The organism is Bacillus sp. FSL H8-0492, assembly GCF_038006145.1.
Lineage (GTDB): Bacteria > Bacillota > Bacilli > Bacillales > Bacillaceae_G > Bacillus_A > Bacillus_A mycoides.
In genome coordinates this window covers 32,501-50,692 of the sequence record NZ_JBBOUP010000001.1, presented here as the reverse complement: position 1 = coordinate 50,692, position 18,192 = coordinate 32,501, and the positions used below count along the sequence as shown (strand labels likewise).

General features: G+C 36.7%; 21 protein-coding genes and 2 rRNA genes (1 of these 23 running past the window's edge). 1 reads left to right on the top strand and 22 read right to left on the bottom strand.

Annotated features, from left to right (window positions below):
* Positions 1-126 precede the first annotated feature (126 nt).
* From spoVG to metG, 11 genes are all read right to left on the bottom strand, one after another.
* Positions 127-420, bottom strand: a complete 294-nt coding sequence (spoVG, locus tag MHH66_RS00275) for a septation regulator SpoVG (protein ID WP_000454042.1) — start codon at positions 418-420, stop codon at positions 127-129.
* A 152-nt stretch (positions 421-572) separates the two neighbouring features.
* Positions 573-947, bottom strand: a complete 375-nt coding sequence (locus tag MHH66_RS00270) for a RidA family protein (RefSeq protein ID WP_000869819.1) — start codon at positions 945-947, stop codon at positions 573-575.
* A 123-nt stretch (positions 948-1,070) separates the two neighbouring features.
* Positions 1,071-1,919: a pur operon repressor gene (purR, locus tag MHH66_RS00265; protein WP_002091587.1), complete on the bottom strand. Its 849-nt coding sequence runs from the start codon at positions 1,917-1,919 to the stop codon at positions 1,071-1,073.
* Positions 1,920-1,973: 54 nt separating this feature from the next.
* Positions 1,974-2,843, bottom strand: a complete 870-nt coding sequence (gene ispE / locus MHH66_RS00260) for a 4-(cytidine 5'-diphospho)-2-C-methyl-D-erythritol kinase (protein ID WP_012260164.1) — start codon at positions 2,841-2,843, stop codon at positions 1,974-1,976.
* A gap of 196 nt (positions 2,844-3,039) precedes the next feature.
* Positions 3,040-3,219 (bottom strand): acid-soluble spore protein SspF, encoded by a 180-nt coding sequence (gene sspF / locus MHH66_RS00255; protein WP_002094215.1) that lies wholly within the window; start codon positions 3,217-3,219, stop codon positions 3,040-3,042.
* A gap of 92 nt (positions 3,220-3,311) precedes the next feature.
* Complete coding sequence (veg, locus tag MHH66_RS00250) at positions 3,312-3,575, bottom strand: biofilm formation stimulator Veg (RefSeq protein ID WP_002009653.1); 264 nt, start codon at positions 3,573-3,575, stop codon at positions 3,312-3,314.
* A gap of 238 nt (positions 3,576-3,813) precedes the next feature.
* A complete protein-coding gene (gene yabG, locus MHH66_RS00245) occupies positions 3,814-4,677 on the bottom strand; it encodes a sporulation peptidase YabG (protein ID WP_002009651.1) in 864 nt (287 codons plus the stop codon).
* Positions 4,678-4,794: 117 nt separating this feature from the next.
* Positions 4,795-5,673 (bottom strand): 16S rRNA (adenine(1518)-N(6)/adenine(1519)-N(6))-dimethyltransferase RsmA, encoded by an 879-nt coding sequence (rsmA, locus tag MHH66_RS00240; RefSeq protein ID WP_002091590.1) that lies wholly within the window; start codon positions 5,671-5,673, stop codon positions 4,795-4,797.
* On the bottom strand, positions 5,670-6,227 hold the full coding sequence (rnmV, locus tag MHH66_RS00235; RefSeq protein WP_002029323.1) for a ribonuclease M5: 558 nt from the start codon (positions 6,225-6,227) through the stop codon (positions 5,670-5,672). The genes rsmA and rnmV overlap by 4 nt, the downstream gene beginning before the upstream one ends.
* A 260-nt stretch (positions 6,228-6,487) precedes the next feature.
* The gene (locus MHH66_RS00230) at positions 6,488-7,255 is read right to left on the bottom strand and encodes a TatD family hydrolase (RefSeq protein WP_002009645.1); all 768 of its coding nucleotides are present in this window, start codon (positions 7,253-7,255) and stop codon (positions 6,488-6,490) included.
* A gap of 165 nt (positions 7,256-7,420) precedes the next feature.
* Complete coding sequence (gene metG / locus MHH66_RS00225; protein ID WP_063219518.1) at positions 7,421-9,403, bottom strand: methionine--tRNA ligase; 1,983 nt, start codon at positions 9,401-9,403, stop codon at positions 7,421-7,423.
* Between the two features lie 519 nt (positions 9,404-9,922).
* Here metG and MHH66_RS00220 point away from each other — a divergent pair.
* Positions 9,923-10,207 (top strand): AbrB/MazE/SpoVT family DNA-binding domain-containing protein, encoded by a 285-nt coding sequence (locus MHH66_RS00220; RefSeq protein ID WP_002063374.1) that lies wholly within the window; start codon positions 9,923-9,925, stop codon positions 10,205-10,207.
* Positions 10,208-10,227: 20 nt separating this feature from the next.
* Here the strand turns inward: MHH66_RS00220 and rsmI are convergent, their stop codons facing one another.
* The 11 genes from rsmI to MHH66_RS00165 form a co-directional block, all read right to left on the bottom strand.
* On the bottom strand, positions 10,228-11,103 hold the full coding sequence (rsmI, locus tag MHH66_RS00215; RefSeq protein ID WP_002138891.1) for a 16S rRNA (cytidine(1402)-2'-O)-methyltransferase: 876 nt from the start codon (positions 11,101-11,103) through the stop codon (positions 10,228-10,230).
* Positions 11,072-11,362, bottom strand: coding sequence for a GIY-YIG nuclease family protein (locus MHH66_RS00210; protein ID WP_042889529.1), 291 nt, complete (start codon positions 11,360-11,362; stop codon positions 11,072-11,074). The genes rsmI and MHH66_RS00210 overlap by 32 nt, the downstream gene beginning before the upstream one ends.
* Positions 11,349-12,089 (bottom strand): tRNA1(Val) (adenine(37)-N6)-methyltransferase, encoded by a 741-nt coding sequence (locus MHH66_RS00205; protein WP_078185810.1) that lies wholly within the window; start codon positions 12,087-12,089, stop codon positions 11,349-11,351. The genes MHH66_RS00210 and MHH66_RS00205 overlap by 14 nt, the downstream gene beginning before the upstream one ends.
* A 120-nt stretch (positions 12,090-12,209) precedes the next feature.
* Entirely contained in the window at positions 12,210-12,560 is a 351-nt protein-coding gene (yabA, locus tag MHH66_RS00200; protein ID WP_002009639.1) for a DNA replication initiation control protein YabA, read from the bottom strand.
* Between the two features lie 14 nt (positions 12,561-12,574).
* The gene (locus tag MHH66_RS00195; RefSeq protein WP_002009637.1) at positions 12,575-13,402 is read right to left on the bottom strand and encodes a PSP1 domain-containing protein; all 828 of its coding nucleotides are present in this window, start codon (positions 13,400-13,402) and stop codon (positions 12,575-12,577) included.
* 5 nt (positions 13,403-13,407) lie between these two features.
* A complete protein-coding gene (gene holB / locus MHH66_RS00190) occupies positions 13,408-14,391 on the bottom strand; it encodes a DNA polymerase III subunit delta' (RefSeq protein WP_002009636.1) in 984 nt (327 codons plus the stop codon).
* 35 nt (positions 14,392-14,426) lie between these two features.
* On the bottom strand, positions 14,427-15,053 hold the full coding sequence (gene tmk / locus MHH66_RS00185; protein WP_063219521.1) for a dTMP kinase: 627 nt from the start codon (positions 15,051-15,053) through the stop codon (positions 14,427-14,429).
* A gap of 1 nt (position 15,054) precedes the next feature.
* Positions 15,055-16,476: an aminotransferase class I/II-fold pyridoxal phosphate-dependent enzyme gene (locus MHH66_RS00180; protein ID WP_033708702.1), complete on the bottom strand. Its 1,422-nt coding sequence runs from the start codon at positions 16,474-16,476 to the stop codon at positions 15,055-15,057.
* A gap of 79 nt (positions 16,477-16,555) precedes the next feature.
* The gene (locus MHH66_RS00175; protein WP_002130199.1) at positions 16,556-16,735 is read right to left on the bottom strand and encodes a sigma factor G inhibitor Gin; all 180 of its coding nucleotides are present in this window, start codon (positions 16,733-16,735) and stop codon (positions 16,556-16,558) included.
* A 198-nt stretch (positions 16,736-16,933) separates the two neighbouring features.
* Positions 16,934-17,049: ribosomal RNA gene (gene rrf, locus MHH66_RS00170) — 5S ribosomal RNA — on the bottom strand.
* A gap of 49 nt (positions 17,050-17,098) precedes the next feature.
* Positions 17,099-18,192 (bottom strand): 23S ribosomal RNA (locus MHH66_RS00165); it runs 1,828 nt beyond the window's last position.

Genomic DNA, 18,192 nt, shown 5'->3' with positions numbered 1-18,192 from the left:
AAAATATGAATTTTTATAATTAGAAACGTGTATTATTCAAAAAAAAAAACAAACTCCTGTAAATGCTTACAGGAGTTTGTTACAAAATTATAAGACTTTCTTTCAAAAGCCCTTTTCATTCGAATTTTACGAAGCGCCTGCTTCTTCAAACTCAACCTCTTCTAACTCGCCTAAACGATGATACTCTGTTAAAACCGCATCTTGAATTTTAGAGCGTGTATTAGAATTAATTGGATGTGCAATGTCACGGAATTCTCCATCTGGAGTACGTTTACTTGGCATTGCTACAAATAATCCATTATTACCATCAATTACACGAATATCATGAACAACAAATTCATGGTCTAGAGTAATAGAGGCAATTGCTCTCATGCGGCCTTCTGTGTTTACGCGGCGTAATCTTACGTCAGTCACTTCCATCTTGTGTTCACCACCCTTTTCTAAATAAGCGATATATTTGTATAAATTCCACAAAATTTCTATTTTTCCTTTAATTTTTTAAAAATTTTTAAGATAAAAATTTTTATTGTAGTTGAATATAAGGATTAGTAGAGGTTATCGCTTACAAAGAGTTACTTAACTAGGGCAATTACTTCGATTTCAACAGAAACATCTTTCGGTAATTTTGCTACTTGTACACAAGAACGCGCTGGTTTATGAGTAGAGAAATAAGAACCGTATACTTCATTAACAGCATTAAAATCATCCATATCCTTCAAGAATACTGTTGTTTTTACCACTGTATCAAATGAAGCACCTGCTTCTGCTAATACCGCTTGTAAATTTTCAAATACTTGCTCTGTTTGTACTGTTACATCTCCTGTTACAAGTTCTCCACTTGCCGTTAACGGAATTTGTCCTGAACTATAGAACATATTATTTACAATAATCCCTTGTGAATATGGTCCGATTGCCTGTGGTGCTTTGCTTGTTTGAACAACTTTCATACTTTTCACCCTTTTATTATTTATTTTTACTCTTTAAAAATAGTGTAACAAAGGCAGTTTGTCCATCTATTTTGTAATTTATAAATAGGAATAAAAAAAGGTAAAGCTATCTGCTTTACCTTTTTACTCAGCCTCTACAAGCCCTTTATCAAATGGTGCAAGTGCATAATTCCCCTTTTCCACTTGAATTGCTTTTTCTTTCACATCAACTTCTGACAGACGAATTAATGATACAAAGTTATTAATAAGTCTTTCTTCAATATCCGTAGACTCTACTAATACGCCAATCCCAACAACATTAGCTTTAAACTCTTCTAGCATGCTCATCATACCTTGAATGGTTCCGCCTGCTTTCATAAAGTCATCAATAATTAAAACATTGGACCCTTCTGGAAGGCTACGCTTTGCTAAAGTCATCGTTTGGATTCGCTTAGAGGAACCTGATACATAGTTAATACTAACAGTGGGTCCTTCTGTTACCTTATTATCTTTTCTCGCAATTACTACCGGTACATCTAAGTAGTTCGCTACTGCATAAGCAAGCGGAATTCCTTTTGTCGCTACCGTCATAACCGCATCAATTGGTTGCCTAGCAAAAACAGAAGCAAATAAACGACCTGCGCCATTAATCTGGCGAGGATTACTTAAAAGATCCGTCATATATAAGTAACCGCCAGGCAAAATACGGTCTGGGTTTTCAAATAAGCTACAAAGCTCGTTAATAATCAGATTTGCCTCTTCTTCACTTATATAAGGAATATATTTCACTCCTCCTGCTGCTCCTGGTACCGTTTGCAATGTGCCGACACCTTGTTGTTCAAACGTTTGCTTAATAATAACTAAATCTTCACTAATGGAAGATTTAGCCGATTGATACCTTTCAGCAAAAAAAGTGAGAGAAACTAGCTGACGAGGATTTTGTAACAAGTAATACGTCAGATCGACCAATCTTGTACTTCGTCTAATTTTCATACTCTCACCTCAAATCACGAATATTCTAAACAAATCATAACGTATTATACGTCTTTATTCAAGCGTTTCTCGCTCTCCTAATAAACGCACTGCATATACTTGCTCGCAAAATCCTTTTAACCCGTTATATATGCGGTGCATTCGCGAATCATGGTGTACAAGACCAAATACAGTTGGGCCACTTCCACTCATTAATACGGCATCTGCCCCAAAGCGTTTCATCTGTGATTTAATACGTGCAACCTCGGGATGCATCGCAAACGTCACATCTTCTAAAACGTTACCAACAGTATCACAAATTCCTTTATAATCGCCATGGTTAATGACTTCAACCATTTTATCTACATTTGGATGAGTAACACGATTTAATTTTAAATTTCCGTACACATCAGCAGTAGATACACCAATGTGGGGCTTTGCTAAAACAACCCAACAAGAAGGCGGAGTCTTTATATGTTCAATTTCTTCTCCTCTTCCAGTGGCAATAGCAGTTCCACCATATACACAGAACGATACATCTGACCCAATTTCTGCGCCAAGCTTTGCTAATTCATCGATTGTTAGCCCTAAATTCCATAACTTATTAAGGCCACGTAATGTCGCTGCTGCATCACTACTTCCACCTGCTAATCCAGCGGCTACTGGAATCGTTTTTTCAATAGTAATAGACACACCTTTTTTTACATTAAACTTCACTTTTAATAATTTCGCTGCTTGATAAGCTAAATTGCGTTGGTCGTCTGGGACATACCGATTATGGGACAAAATTTCAATACGGTCTTCTGCTAATTCCGTAAGCTCTAAACGATCTGCCAAGTCGATTGTTGTCATAATCATTTTCACTTCATGATATCCATCTTGTCTTTTTCCCAGTACATCTAACGACAGATTAATCTTTGCTGGTGCTTTCACTAGTAGCTTCAATCTATTCACCCACTCTATGTACTCAATCTTTTATCGTTTATTTTACCATAAATTTATAGTAAGACGATGACACTTCCCTAATTATATCGAAAAGCATTCAGAATGAAACTACTTATGTCAAATGATGGCACCTTTTAGCGTGCAAAAAGCCGAGGAATCTCTCCTCGGCTACCGCAGCATAGAAAGTATCTTACAACTACTGGTTTCGTTTCATTAATTGCTGTTCTGCAATTTCTATAGCACGTTTCACCATATTACCAGCATCTTTCGCACGAATTCCGCCCCATCCTTCTTTCTGAACAACATCATAAAAGCCAAGCTCTTTTGCAAGCTCTTCTTTAAATTGATTTGACATGACTCCTCTTCGTCTACTCAATGCAGAGTCCCTCCTTATTTTGCTACGGTATAATTAGTATGCAAAATAATATAGCTTTTCATTTATGGGAATATATGTAACAAAAAAATACATTAATTATAAAATACTTCATTTTGAGATTCATCGTAAAATGTTAGCTCTACTGTCTCTGTTAAAACATCTGCATAACTATAAGATACACGTTGCAATGCATCTTCTTGCTGGTCTAATTGTACAACAAACACAGAACGATACGTTTCTGCAAGTACACCTGATTGCTCCACAGTTTTTCTTCTCCCACTATTTGCCTTTAACATAAGTCGCTGTCCAAGATGGTGATCTAATTCGCTTTTAATTTCATCTAAACGTTTTGACATATACTTTGCTACACCTCGCTGTAATTTAGATTGAACACTTAAAACACGATATATCTATCCCAATTATTAACCGCAATTCACAGACAATATCATTATAAAAGCATCGTGCGTTCAAATAGATAGAAGAAATACTATATTCTAAAAGTATCATTGTATAGTCTGCACGTTCTTGCCGCTTTTTATCCAGACTCATTTAAATCATTTCCATATAAAAAAGCAAGATACGTATGTACCTTGCTCATTCGTCATAATGTTGAAAGGGCAATCCTGTTCGTAAAATCCCTCTTGTTTCAATTCCGCCTAGTCCCTTTTCGCCAGTAATTGTATTACGCACAACGTCCCATACATTTACTCTTTCCATAAATGAAGTGAAACTAATTTTGCCAACTACATATACAGGATCTAGAGCATGAATATTAATTCTAGACGGTGAACTAGCAAAATTAGCACCTGCCCGAATCAACGCCTCAAAGTGTGATTGACAAGCCCCAGCAAAAATAACGAGTTGATCTAACGATGGATACTTTTTCCGCACTTCTCGAACGGCCTGTACAAAATGTCTAGAATGTCTATATGCTGCTAAATCTCCCATAACTCCTTTTGACTTTGTATATGCATCATGTCCTGTAATAACTAAAATATCTGGGCGAAAATGATCTATTAAGTCTACTACCTTTTCATGCATCTCCGTTTCCTTACAATGAATACCTTGAACAGGAACGCCTATTTTATTATATAAATCTAAGCACTTGCGCAAATATAAAGGATCTCCATCTATATGCAATACACGTCCTGGCATTTGAAAATAATTCACTTCACTTGTATATCCACCAGTTGAATTATGTTCATGTCTTTGCTTCATCAACACGTAATCTTGCTGAAACAACCGGTAAGTACGCTCCATCGTTTCTTTTTCACGCTTCACTCTATTTTTATGTTCTCGTTGATCTATACTAACCAAATCTGCAAGTGGTGCATCCGCCACAAGTCTAATTTCCTCTCCAAATAATATTGCCATATCGCCTTTTATTTCTATAATACGAAAAAGAATATCCCTATTATGAGAATATCGTTCAACTAATTCTCCAACATGTAAATCCATTCTCCTACCTCCAAACTCCAAACTCGTTAGGCCATCTTACCTGTTTTTAAAGTATGAATTTAGGAAAGGAAAGGTGACAAAAGGGACAGCTCAAGTTGAACTGTCCCTTTCATATTCTTATGACAATTTATGAAGAATTAATGCATTACTCAATGTTGCAAACTCTTCGATAGATAGCGTTTCGCCTCTTCGCTTCGGATCAATTCCTACTTCTGTCAAAATTCGATCCAACAGCTCTTTATCTTTCGGGAAACCATTTAAATTATTTGATAAATTATTCATTAAAGTTTTACGACGCTGTGCGAAACTCGCTCGTACTACTTCAAAGAAGAAAGTTTCATCTGTCACTTCTACAACTGGTTTAGGACGCTTTAGAAGACGAATAATCGCAGAATCAACATTTGGTTGTGGCACAAACACTGTACGCGGTACAGTCATAACTGTTTCTACCTCTGTATAATACTGAATGGCAATTGATAAAGAACCATACTCTTTCGTTCCTGGTTTAGCAGCTAAACGATCCCCAACTTCTTTTTGCATCATAACCACAAATCCACGAACCGGTAATTTTTCTTCAAGCAATTTAAATAAAATTGGCGTTGTAATATAGTATGGTAAGTTAGCTACTACCATTACATCTTGTCCTTCTTCAAATTGCTCACTAAACACTTCATGTACATCTGCTTTTAGTACATCTTTATTTATAACTGTAACGTTGCTATATGGAGCTAACGTCTCGTCTAAAATTGGTAATAATCTCTGATCAATTTCAAAAGCCACTACTTTTTTAGCACGCTTTGCCAATTGCTCTGTTAATGCACCGATACCTGGTCCAATTTCAATTGCACCACTTTCTGAACCGATTTCTGCGTGATCAACGATACGATTTAATACATTCGTATCAATTAAAAAATTTTGTCCTAAACTTTTTTTGAATGAAAATCCATACTTTTCAACAATGTCTTTCGTACGATTTGGTGTTGCGATATCCTTCATTTTTTTTCCTCCTGTATTACTTGCTTATAAGCTTCTGCAAATGATTCCTTTGAAACCTGAAACATTTGTAAACGTTTATGTAACTGTTTTGCGTTTGTATAACCAATCTTTAATAGCTTACCCACTCTTTCTCTGCGACTCTTTGCCATTTCTCCGCCCACTAAGCCCGCATCGACTAGATCACTCCAACTAATTTCACTTGTGTAAGCTTCCATTTCTTCATGTATATTCTCTAAAGCACGGCGAATCGACTCATTAGAAGCATGTTCGATTCCAACACCTTTTTTCCTTTTAGCAAGTGCTTCTTCCTTCGTTAAAAAAGCATGCTTACATCCAGGAACCTTGTCAGAAATAATTTTTCGAATACGCTCTCCAGGATAATCCGGATCTGTGAAAATAATAACGCCTCGTTTTTGCTGCGCTAATTTAACTTGCTCAATAACGTGATCACCGATTGCTGAACCGTTCGTTTCGATTGTATCCGCATCAACAGCACGTTTAATCGCAACTGTATCATCTTTACCTTCTACAACGATAATCTCTTTAATTTTCATGCTTGCCTCCACACTCTTTTCATCTCTACTTAGTAAAACAAAAAAATGACGACTTTTCCATTATTATTTTCCCAATCGTACATTTTAAAAAGTAGAAGAGAAAAATCTTTGTTCACTATCCTTATTGTAACACTTCTATCTCCATCTTAATTTATCCGCAATATTTCTACACTTATGTTATGAGTAAATAGTGGGTTCTTATCACTTCTACTGTCTCTCTTCTCAAAAAACAAAAAAAGAATGGGACTCCCCATTCTTTTTTATTCAACACCAAATAAGGATTTGGCATTCTTTGTTGTTACTTGTGCTACTTCGTCATAAGAAATTCCTTTTAAATTCGCAATTTCTTCTGCTACCAGTTTTACATAACTAGGTTCATTTCGTTTCCCTCGAAATGGGTGTGGTGTTAAATACGGGCAATCTGTCTCTATCAATAATTTTTCTAACGGAATCTCCATAGCAACTTCTTTCGGTTTCTTGGCATTTTTAAATGTTACTGGCCCACCTAATGAAATTAAAAAGTTCATATCGACACATCGCTGCGCTACTTCTACACTACCGCTAAAGCAATGCATAATGCCCCCTACTTCAGCTGCATTCTCTTCCTCTAGGATATCAACAATATCTTGAGTTGCATCGCGGTTATGTATAATAATCGGTAATTTCACCTTTTTCGCTAATGCAATTTGTTTACGGAATACTTCCTTCTGTATTTCTTTTGGAGACTTATCCCAGTGATAATCTAATCCCATTTCCCCAATTGCAACTACTTTAGGATGAGCCGCTAATTCTTCTAACCAAGCTAAATGTTCTTCTTTCATATCGATTGCATCAACAGGATGCCATCCAACTGCAGCGTAAATAAAATCATAAGCCTCTGCTAATTCAATTGCTTTCTTTATCGTTACTTCATCAAATCCAACAACAACTGTATATGTAACTCCCGCTTCTTTCATTCTCGCGATAACTTCTTGTAAATCTTCTTCAAATTGCTCTGCATTTAAATGTGAATGTGTATCAAACAACATAATAAATAACTCCTTTTATATTGAAATCAATTCTCTCATAGAAAAACTACACTCTTTCTAACTTAACGATAACAATACTTCAATTTTAATGCAAAAAACGGAATGTAAAAAGAAAAAAGACGCTTCACCAATGTTACACGTGAAACATCTCTTTTCTTGTCTCAATTACTTGATTTTTGTACCATTTGGTAAATCCTGGTCAATTGATGCTAATGACAATACGCCATTCTCTTCACCTGCTAAAATCATACCTTGTGATAATTCACCACGTAATTTTACAGGTTTTAAATTCGTTACACAAATAACCTTTTTACCTTTTAGTTCTTCTGGGGAATAGAATTTAGCAATCCCAGAAACCACTTGGCGCTTCTCTGTACCTAAATCAAGCTGAATTTTTAACAACTTATCTGCTTTTTTCACAGGTTCAGCGGATATTACTTCAGCTACTCGTAATTCTACTTTAAAGAAATCATCAATTGTAATTTCTTCTGCCTTTGGTTCTTCTGCTTTTTTCTCTTCTACTTTAGGAGCAGAACCTTGCATTTGTTCTTTAATATACCCCACTTCTACTTCCATTTCCAAACGAGGGAAGATTGGGTTTCCTTTTTCTACTTTTGTTCCAGCTGGAATACATCCAATTGTAGATAGGCTTTCCCAAGATTTATGCGCCTCTTCAGTAAGTCCAAGTTGAGCAAACATCTTACTTGGTGCTACTGTTAGGAATGGCATAAGCATAATACCTGTTTGACGAAGTACCTCAGCTAAGTGGGCCATTACAGACGCAAGTTTTTCGCGATCATTCTCATCCTTCGCTAATACCCACGGCTGCGTTTCATCAATATATTTGTTTGTACGGCTAACTAATTGCCAAATGGAACTTAGCGCTACAGAGAATTCCATATTCTCCATTGCCTCTTCTACTTTTTTCAATGTATCTTTGGCAAATGTCACTAGCGTTTCATCGAACTCAGTTACATTTGCTTTAAATGCAGGGATTTCCCCGTTAAAGTATTTATCAATCATAGCTACTGTACGATTTAATAAGTTACCTAAATCATTCGCTAAATCAAAGTTGATTCGTTCAACAAATCCTTCTGGTGTGAATACTCCATCAGATCCAAATGGAACTTCGCGAAGTAAGTAGTAACGCAATGCATCTAATCCGTAACGATCAATTAATGTAACTGGATCTACTACGTTTCCTTTTGACTTACTCATTTTTCCATCCTTCATTAAAATCCAGCCATGAGCAAAGACTTTCTTCGGAAGTGGTAAATCTAAAGCCATTAAAATAATTGGCCAATAAATTGTGTGGAAACGAACGATTTCTTTCCCAACTAAATGTACATCTGCTGGCCAGAATTTTTTATACTTCTCTTCATTTTCTGTTCCATATCCTAATGCAGTAATGTAATTAGACAACGCATCTACCCATACGTAAATAACGTGTTTTGGGTTACCTGGAACACGAACTCCCCAGTCAAATGAAGTACGAGAAACAGCTAAATCTTCTAATCCTGGTTTAATGAAGTTATTAATCATTTCATTTTTACGGGACTCCGGCTGAATGAAATGAGGGTTATCTTCATAGAACTTTAATAGTCGGTCTACATATTTGCCCATTCTAAAGAAATAAGACTCTTCGCGAACAAGTTCTACAGCGTGACCACTATCTGGGCTTTTTCCACCAACTACTTTGTCACCTTCCATAATTGGATCTACTAATTGATGCGCTGTATAGAATGTTTCATCTTGTACAGAATACCAACCTTCATATTCATCAAGATAAATATCGCCTTGATCTACTAGCTGCTTGAAGATTTTCTCAACAACATCTTTATGACGATCTTCAGTTGTACGAATAAAATCATCATAAGAGATATCCATCTTCTCCCAAAGTTCTTTAATCCCTGATACAATGTTATCCACATATGCCTGTGGTGTAACATTTAGTTCTTCTGCTTTCTTTTGGATCTTCTGTCCATGCTCATCAGTTCCTGTTAAATAATGAACATTGTATCCTTGCATACGCTTATATCGTGCCATCGCATCTCCTGCTACCGTCGTATAAGCATGTCCAATGTGTAACTTTCCACTTGGATAATAAATTGGGGTAGTAATATAAAAGGACTTATTTTCCTCTTTCATCGTTTTGGACCTCCCGAATAACCTCATATGTATTTATAAACAGTATATCAAAAACTCATATATAAAGTGAAACTTTAATCCGTGGGGAGGGTTCATCCCCCATGGATTATCAGCCCACACCAATCGGGCTTTTACGAGCAGCCCGACTCCCACTTAACTTCTTTGCTCCGGCTAAATTTTGAAGTGGGAGTCTTACTGCTCGCAAATAGCGGGATAAAAACGAGTTAATGCTCGATATCTTTATCATCTATTACTCATATTCAAAAAAATATACAATATATTTCCCGAAAAGTATAAACATTACAAAAAATAATACAAAACAATTGTAGAAATGACTTACATTCTATCATATATAAGAAGTATAAAAATCTATAAATCTTTTTTAAAAATATAGAATTTAAGAATTGACGGAAATGTAAATGATTGGTATCATATGTCCATAGGGTATTTTGTCGAAAAATGACGAATCAAAAAATAGACTCGAAACTTATAAACTATTTATTTAGGAGGAAAAGAATTATGAAATCTACTGGTATCGTTCGTAAAGTTGATGAATTAGGTCGTGTAGTAATTCCAATCGAATTACGCCGCACTTTAGGTATTGCAGAAAAGGACGCTCTTGAAATCTACGTTGATGAAGAAAAAATCATCTTAAAGAAATATAAACCAAACATGACTTGCCAAGTAACTGGTGAAGTATCTGATGGTAACCTATCTTTAGCTGAAGGTAAAATTATCTTAAGCAAAGAAGGCGCTGAACAAGTCTTAAACGAACTTCAAGATTATATCGAAACAGCAAAGTAAGCTTCTCAATTATGAGAAGCTTATTTTTTATCAACATGATAGATTTGATATACATCACGTTTCGACAAATCTCGGTCTTTAGCGACTGTTTTAATCGCTTCTTTTGAATTCATACCTTTTTCATTTATATAATGTTCAATATGATTATATACTGAAATAACTTCCCACCATTGTTCTTCTTGAGTAGGTTCTTCTGTTGAACCTGCTACTAAAATACAAAACTCACCACGAACTTCATTTTGCTTCGTCCACTCAATCGCCTCTTCAATTGTTCCACGAATAAACTCTTCAAATTTTTTCGTTAGCTCACGACATAATACGATTTCCCTATTTCCTAATACTTCTTGCATAGAGATTAAAGTGTCATCTAAACGATGTGGCGCCTCATAAAACATCATTGTAGTTGGAATATAGCGTAGTTTTTCTAATTCAAGCTTACGTCCCTTTTTATTTCTTTGCAGGAAACCATAGAAATAAAAATGTTTTGTCTCAAGTCCTGATGCAATCAATGCTGTAAGGGCTGCATTTGCCCCAGGAAGCGGGATAACATGATATTGTTCTGCTACAGCCTCTACAACGATATCATAACCAGGATCTGAAATACATGGCATACCAGCATCGCTCACAATGGCTACAGTCTTACCTTCTTCTAACTTATCTAAAATTTTCCGTCCACTTACTCCTTTATTATGCTCATGATAACTCATAACTGGTGTTTCAATTTCAAAGTAATTACAAAGTTTCTTCGTTTGCCTTGTATCTTCCGCTGCAATAATGTCTGCCTCTTTTAAAATTCGGATTGCACGAAATGTCATATCCTCTAAATTTCCGATTGGAGTCGGTACTAAATATAAAACTCCCTTTTCATTTTGCTGAAAGCTTTTTTGCTGCCACATAGCGTTCTCCTTTTTGCATATATTCTTCTTTTTTTTTCCTCGTTAACTGCTTAAAGTGATACTCAGCTTGCATAGCCGTTCGTTTATCCTCGTGATCCTCTACATATTTTAAAACAACTGGAAGTCTAGCGCGTGTATATCTAGCACCTTTTCCACTATTATGAGTCTGAATCCGTTTTGCTATATGATTCGTGTATCCAGCATAATAACTTCCATCAGAACACTCCACCACATAAAAACAATGCTTATTCTTCTCCATATAAAATTGAACGAAGCTCCCTTGTATATTCATTGTTTTCTTCATATACAAAAAGAGGTGGTAAGATTTTCAAATCTGCATTCCCATCCTTAATTCCTTCAATTAACAATGTATTCGCTTCTTTACCAGCCTTAGGATAAACAAATCGCACACGTTTCGGTTCAATTTTGTATTTACGCATTAATGTGACGATGTCGAGCAAACGACCTGGACGATGTACAAATGCTACTTTCCCACCCTGTTTCACTAGCTGGCTACTTGCGTATACAACATCTTCTAGTGTGCACATAATTTCATGACGAGCTATCGCTAAATGTTCATTCATATTCTTCTCAGAAGTTTGTGGTGTTTGAAAATAAGGAGGATTACATGTTACAACATCATATTGATGACGTCCAAGTTTCTCCGGCATATCTTTCAAATCTCCATGGATTAAATGAATTCTTTCTGCTAAATTATTGTATTGAACGCTTCTTATTCCCATATCATATAAGCGCTCTTGAATTTCTACACCTGTAATTTTCCCTTTTGTCCTTGTACTTAATAAAAGAGGGATAACTGCGTTACCTGTACACAAATCAAGTAAATTACCTTTTTGAATTGGCACCCAAGCAAAATCTGCAAGTAAAACAGCATCCAAAGAAAAATTAAATACTGATGGACTTTGTACAATCTTCATATTTTGCGCTAATAAGTAATCTAAACGCTCATCTTCATATAAATTCATATATTGCTCCCTTTCTTACACTTAACCTACCCTATTTCATCTTCTATTAATGTAAAAATAAATTTCATTCTACTCTCATGTATAAAAAATTACCTTTCCAATTATATTGGAAAGGTAATCTCACTTTTTATTTAAAAATGACAGACAGAATAAACAATCTCCCTCTTTACGTACACTTCCATAATGTAGATTGCAAATATGAAAACCTTCTTGATATAGTCTCGCTAGATTATCGTAGCCTTCACCAATATCTGTCTTCGCCTTCATTTCTTTGCGTTTTTGAGTTTTTTGCTTTTCCTTGTTCTGCACTTCTTCAAAACGATGTCGCAAATTTTCATTTTCCATTTTTATATGTTGGTTTTCTTCCAATAATTCTGCAAGATGTTGTTTTAATTCTCCCAACTGTTTGTATAAATGTCCAATTTGCTCTTCCATACTAGAAACCGATGCAAAAATATCCTTTTTCTCCACAAGCACCCACCTCATTAATCTGTGGTTTGACTCGAAACGACCCCTTTATTCATTAATTCATCTAACGTATATTCTACTATCCGTTCCTTGTCTACTAGTTCCACTTGAATTAATCTTTCTAAAATATTTAATCCGATAACACGGCCAGTACCGTGCGGTGTTTGTATACGTTGATCTAAATCAGGAAGTTGTTCCTTTGCTGCCTCATATTCATCATTCTCATATTTTAAGCAACACATTAAGCGACCACATAAACCAGAGATTTTTGCAGGATTTAATGATAAATTTTGATCCTTTGCCATTTTAATGGATACAGGTTCAAAATCTCCTAAAAAAGTAGAACAACAAAGCATACGACCACATGGACCAATACCACCAAGCATTTTTGCTTCGTCACGAACGCCGATCTGTCTCAGCTCAATTCTTGTCCTAAAAATTGCCGCTAAGTCTTTCACTAGTTCCCGGAAATCAATCCGACCATCCGCAGTAAAGTAAAAAATAATCTTATTACGATCGAACGTATACTCTACATCTACAAGCTTCATATCAAGATTATGTTCTCCTACCTTTTGTTGACAAACTTGATATGCTTCTTTCGCAGCATGCCTATTCTCTTCAACAATGGTACGATCATTTTCATTTGCAATACGAATAACTTTTTTTAGCGGTAATACAACGTCATTTTCATCAACTTGCTTTTTGGTAATAACTACTTTTCCGTACTCAATACCTCTTACCGTTTCTACAATTACAAACTCATTTTCTGAGATATCGAACTGATTCGGATCAAAGTAATATACCTTTCCGGCCTTCTTAAAGCGAACACCTACTACATCATACAAAACGGTCATCCCTCCTGCAACCGCAACACTAACTGTTCGAACACAAGCTGCGCATTTACATTAGCGTTGATTCTATTTTTTGCCTCTAATATATTAAAGAGAGCTGATACAATGCGCTTCTGAGCATAAGAAAAGGATTCAAACATCTCTTTCTGCTCATGAAAAACAAGACGATCTTCTTCTCCAAGTTGAACATATAATAAATCCTTATAAATAAGGAGTAACATATCTAAGCCTTGCTGTAATTGTTCTTTCTCTCCAAAGTGCTTCCCCCATTTTTCTTGTACAAAAAAAATAGAGGCCTTATCTTTTTCGAGCGCTTCACATAATTTTATCACTAAAGCTCTCGCTTGTGCAAACCATTCATCATTACACATTAATAAAGCTTCTTCAAAACTATTTGTAAGCTGCGCAGCAAGTGTAGATAAAGAAACTGTAATACCTTCTTCCTCTAACCTCTTAATTAAAGATTCTGTAGGCAACGGCCTAAACGTAACAACTTGACAACGAGATAAGATTGTATTTAAAATCTGATGACTTTGTTCAGTAAGTAAAATAGCTGTTGTATCACTACTTGGTTCTTCTAAAAACTTTAAGAGCGTATTCGCTGCATTTGCTGTCATACGATCTGCATGCTCAATAATATATACTTTTTTATTTGCTTCTAATCCTGTTTTTGAAAACTCTTCTTGTAAATCATGAATTTGCTGTTTTTTAATAGATAATCCATCTGGTTTTACAATATGTAAGTTTGGGTAGTTACCTGAATCAATTCGGCGACAATTCGTACATACATGACAAGGCTCTACACCATTTCTTTGTGAACAGAGAAAACTTTTTGCCATTTGAATTGCTGTGGCGAACTTCCCAGTCCCTTTCCCTCCCTCTAACAAGTAAGCGTGGGATATACGCTCTTTTGCAATGCTATTCATCAACATTTTGACACCGATGGGCTGTATAGCAGAAAGCTGCTCCCACGTATTTATCATACTGCATACCTCACTTATTTCATTCTTTCCTTCTATTATAACAATTTACCTTCTATAATCTGAACAACTTCTTCTATAAGTTTTTTCATTGGTTGATCAGCATTTACTAATACAATGCGATTAGAGAAACGCTCTACAACTTGTAAATACCCTTCACGCACACGTTTATGGAAAGAGATATCTTCCATATCTAGTCGATTTACTTCACGTCCTGCATCTTTTCCAATTCGTGCTAAACCTACCTCTGGCTCAATATCTAAATAGATTGTTAAACTAGGCATACAATCTTCCGTTGCGAAACGATTAATTTCAAATACTTTATCCATACCTAAGCCTCTTGCATATCCTTGATATGCTAAAGAGCTATCTATAAAACGATCACATAGTACAAGATAGTTTTCCTCAAGTGCTGGCATAACTTTTTCCACTAAATGTTGTCTACGTGCAGCAGCATATAAGAGCGCCTCTGTACGTGCTTCCATCATCGTATACTCTTGTTTATGTAAAATTGTTCTAATATCTTCAGAAATTGCAATACCACCCGGTTCTCTGGTCGCCATTACCTTTTGTTCCTTTTGCTCAAAATATGGTAATAAACTTTTAATTAATGTTGTTTTACCTGAACCTTCTGGCCCTTCAATTGTTACAAATAATCCCTTCATCCTAAAACCTACTTTCTATATCATACACGTTCATATATTGCGTACTACCTTGAAAACGAGCCCCTGTTTTCTCTAAATGAGTAATTTGCTTTGTATGTTCTTGAGTAATTCTCTCTCCATACATGATCAATGGAATTCCAGGTGGATACGGAATCACCATTTCTGCAGCTATCATACCAACGGCTTCTTCTATAGATACTAACTTCGTTTCGTATCTCTCTAATTGTTTATACGTATACGGTAAAGGGGAAATCTCCCCTTTATAAGTATAACGAATTGATACTGTCTTGTCTTTTACCTTATATTGCTGCATAGCTAATCGAATGATCTCTATAGCTTTCATATACCCCTCATTTACTTGTAACGGTAATATAAATAGGACGTTATATGGATCTGCCATTTCCGTATATATACCGACTTTTTCAAATACAGACTGTAATTCATACCCCGATAACTGACAGCGAGTTTGCACCGTAACTTTTAATTCATCTTGCGATGGATATTGCAAAATGGCTATTTGTGGGATAGATCGCAATCCTTCTTTAAATCGGCGTAAAAACTCAACGATTTCATCATGACCCTCTTCCTTTATAACTGCTATTGCAAAACGTGCTATATCAAGAGAAGCCATAATTGGATACGATGGGCTACTAGATTGTAGCATACTTAAATAGGAGGAAACTTTTTCTTCGCTCACCAAACGGCTATTTATATGTAAATAAGATCCCATTGTCATCGCAGGTAATGTTTTATGTGCGGAATGAACCACAATATCCGCACCATAAACTAATGCTGACTTCGGGAAGGGGTCCCCTATACAAAAATGCGCCCCATGGGCTTCATCTACTAGAACAGGAATTTTATGTGCATGTGCGTAAGCGATACTTGCCTCTAAATCAATTCCCATACCATAGTAATTAGGATGTGTTAAAATAAGTGCTTTTGCATTTGGATACTTTGTAATTGCCTCCTTAATAATTTCATCATGAACACCTACTGGTACGTTATGTACTTCATCAATCCATGGATTTAAAAAGACCGGATTAGCCCCTGCTAATTTCAAACCATTAATGATCGATTTATGACAATTTCTTTGTACGAGGACAATATCATGTTCGCCGCAGCAAGACAAAATCATTGCTAAATTTCCAACTGTTGAACCATTAATTAAAAAATAACTTTTGTGCACGCCATATACTTCAGCTAATAATTGCTGTGCTTCATCTATACATTCAAACGGGCTATGTAAATCATCTAATCCTGTTAACTCTGTTACATCAATTGATAATATGTCCTTAAACCCCCCTGAAGCTTTCTGAGGGAAGTTTAAACCATTCTTATGACCCGGAACATGAAAAGATAGTAGTCGCCTTTCTTTAAATTCCATTAGCGCCTCATATAAAGGCATACGATTTTGATTCATATATATCTCTTCCTTATTATTCATTCTGTATCTATTATACAGATATTAGGGCAAAAAAAATAATAGGCATAATGCCTATTTAAAAATATGATACTTCTAATTTTCGCAGTTGTTTTAAATAATGTATATACTTCGGGTCAGTTGTCTCAGTATTCACCAGATTTCTTTCGCACTCGTAACATATTAAATTATTATATACATATATTCCTTCCCCTCTTTTTGTCTCACAAACGATGCAAATTTCACTTGGTAATTTCATAATCTTTCCTCCCTTTTTAAATAAACATATTATATACCTCTATTCCTTAACAAATTTCCGGAAAATATACATCAATTTTTTATATAATATGATTTATTCTTGGGCAACGTGTTTGTATTACTTATGTATTCCCTTTACTTCTTTCATGTACTGTTTAAAAACAAAAAAACACAAGTCAAAAGACTTGTGTTTTAGCTTGCTTGGCGACGTCCTACTCTCACAGGGACAAGGTCCCAACTACCATCGGCGCTAGAGAGCTTAACTTCCGTGTTCGGTATGGGAACGGGTGTGACCTCTCTGCCATCATCACCAAACTATGAAGGTATATTCCTTCAAAACTAGATAACATTTGCTTCATATTATATGGTTAAGTCCTCGATCTATTAGTATTCGTCAGCTCCACATGTCACCATGCTTCCACCTCGAACCTATCAACCTGATCATCTTTCAGGGATCTTACTAGCTTACGCTATGGGAAATCTCATCTTGAGGGGGGCTTCATGCTTAGATGCTTTCAGCACTTATCCCTTCCGCACATAGCTACCCAGCTATGCCCTTGGCAGAACAACTGGTACACCAGCGGTGCGTCCATCCCGGTCCTCTCGTACTAAGGACAGCTCCTCTCAAATTTCCTGCGCCCACGACGGATAGGGACCGAACTGTCTCACGACGTTCTGAACCCAGCTCGCGTACCGCTTTAATGGGCGAACAGCCCAACCCTTGGGACCGACTACAGCCCCAGGATGCGATGAGCCGACATCGAGGTGCCAAACCTCCCCGTCGATGTGGACTCTTGGGGGAGATAAGCCTGTTATCCCCGGGGTAGCTTTTATCCGTTGAGCGATGGCCCTTCCATGCGGAACCACCGGATCACTAAGCCCGACTTTCGTCCCTGCTCGACTTGTAGGTCTCGCAGTCAAGCTCCCTTATGCCTTTGCACTCTACGAATGATTTCCAACCATTCTGAGGGAACCTTTGGGCGCCTCCGTTACACTTTAGGAGGCGACCGCCCCAGTCAAACTGCCCACCTGACACTGTCTCCCGGGTCGATGAGACCCGTAGGTTAGAATTTCAATACAGTCAGGGCGGTATCCCACCAGCGCCTCCACCGAAGCTAGCGCTCCGGTTTCAATGGCTCCCGCCTATCCTGTACAAACTGTACCAAAATTCAATATCAGGCTACAGTAAAGCTCCACGGGGTCTTTCCGTCCTGTCGCGGGTAACCTGCATCTTCACAGGTACTATAATTTCACCGAGTCTCTGGTTGAGACAGTGCCCAAATCGTTACACCTTTCGTGCGGGTCGGAACTTACCCGACAAGGAATTTCGCTACCTTAGGACCGTTATAGTTACGGCCGCCGTTTACTGGGGCTTCAGTTCAGAGCTTCGCTTACGCTAACCCCTCTCCTTAACCTTCCAGCACCGGGCAGGTGTCAGCCCCTATACTTCGCCTTACG

Bases quoted from the DNA above. Each gene is read 5' to 3' on its own strand.
- spoVG (WP_000454042.1), bottom strand. From the start codon at position 420: ATGGAAGTGACTGACGTAAGATTACGCCGCGTAAACACAGAAGGCCGC.
- MHH66_RS00270 (WP_000869819.1), bottom strand. From the start codon at position 947: ATGAAAGTTGTTCAAACAAGCAAAGCACCACAGGCAATCGGACCATAT.
- purR (WP_002091587.1), bottom strand. From the start codon at position 1,919: ATGAAAATTAGACGAAGTACAAGATTGGTCGATCTGACGTATTACTTG.
- veg (WP_002009653.1), bottom strand. From the start codon at position 3,575: ATGTCAAAACGTTTAGATGAAATTAAAAGCGAATTAGATCACCATCTT.
- yabG (WP_002009651.1), bottom strand. From the start codon at position 4,677: ATGGATTTACATGTTGGAGAATTAGTTGAACGATATTCTCATAATAGG.
- rsmA (WP_002091590.1), bottom strand. From the start codon at position 5,673: ATGAAGGATATCGCAACACCAAATCGTACGAAAGACATTGTTGAAAAG.
- rnmV (WP_002029323.1), bottom strand. From the start codon at position 6,227: ATGAAAATTAAAGAGATTATCGTTGTAGAAGGTAAAGATGATACAGTT.
- MHH66_RS00230 (WP_002009645.1), bottom strand. From the start codon at position 7,255: ATGTTGTTTGATACACATTCACATTTAAATGCAGAGCAATTTGAAGAA.
- metG (WP_063219518.1), bottom strand. From the start codon at position 9,403: ATGAAAGAGGAAAATAAGTCCTTTTATATTACTACCCCAATTTATTAT.
- MHH66_RS00220 (WP_002063374.1), top strand. From the start codon at position 9,923: ATGAAATCTACTGGTATCGTTCGTAAAGTTGATGAATTAGGTCGTGTA.
- rsmI (WP_002138891.1), bottom strand. From the start codon at position 11,103: ATGTGGCAGCAAAAAAGCTTTCAGCAAAATGAAAAGGGAGTTTTATAT.
- MHH66_RS00210 (WP_042889529.1), bottom strand. From the start codon at position 11,362: ATGGAGAAGAATAAGCATTGTTTTTATGTGGTGGAGTGTTCTGATGGA.
- MHH66_RS00205 (WP_078185810.1), bottom strand. From the start codon at position 12,089: ATGAATTTATATGAAGATGAGCGTTTAGATTACTTATTAGCGCAAAAT.
- holB (WP_002009636.1), bottom strand. From the start codon at position 14,391: ATGATAAATACGTGGGAGCAGCTTTCTGCTATACAGCCCATCGGTGTC.
- tmk (WP_063219521.1), bottom strand. From the start codon at position 15,053: ATGAAGGGATTATTTGTAACAATTGAAGGGCCAGAAGGTTCAGGTAAA.
- MHH66_RS00180 (WP_033708702.1), bottom strand. From the start codon at position 16,476: ATGAATCAAAATCGTATGCCTTTATATGAGGCGCTAATGGAATTTAAA.
- MHH66_RS00175 (WP_002130199.1), bottom strand. From the start codon at position 16,735: ATGAAATTACCAAGTGAAATTTGCATCGTTTGTGAGACAAAAAGAGGG.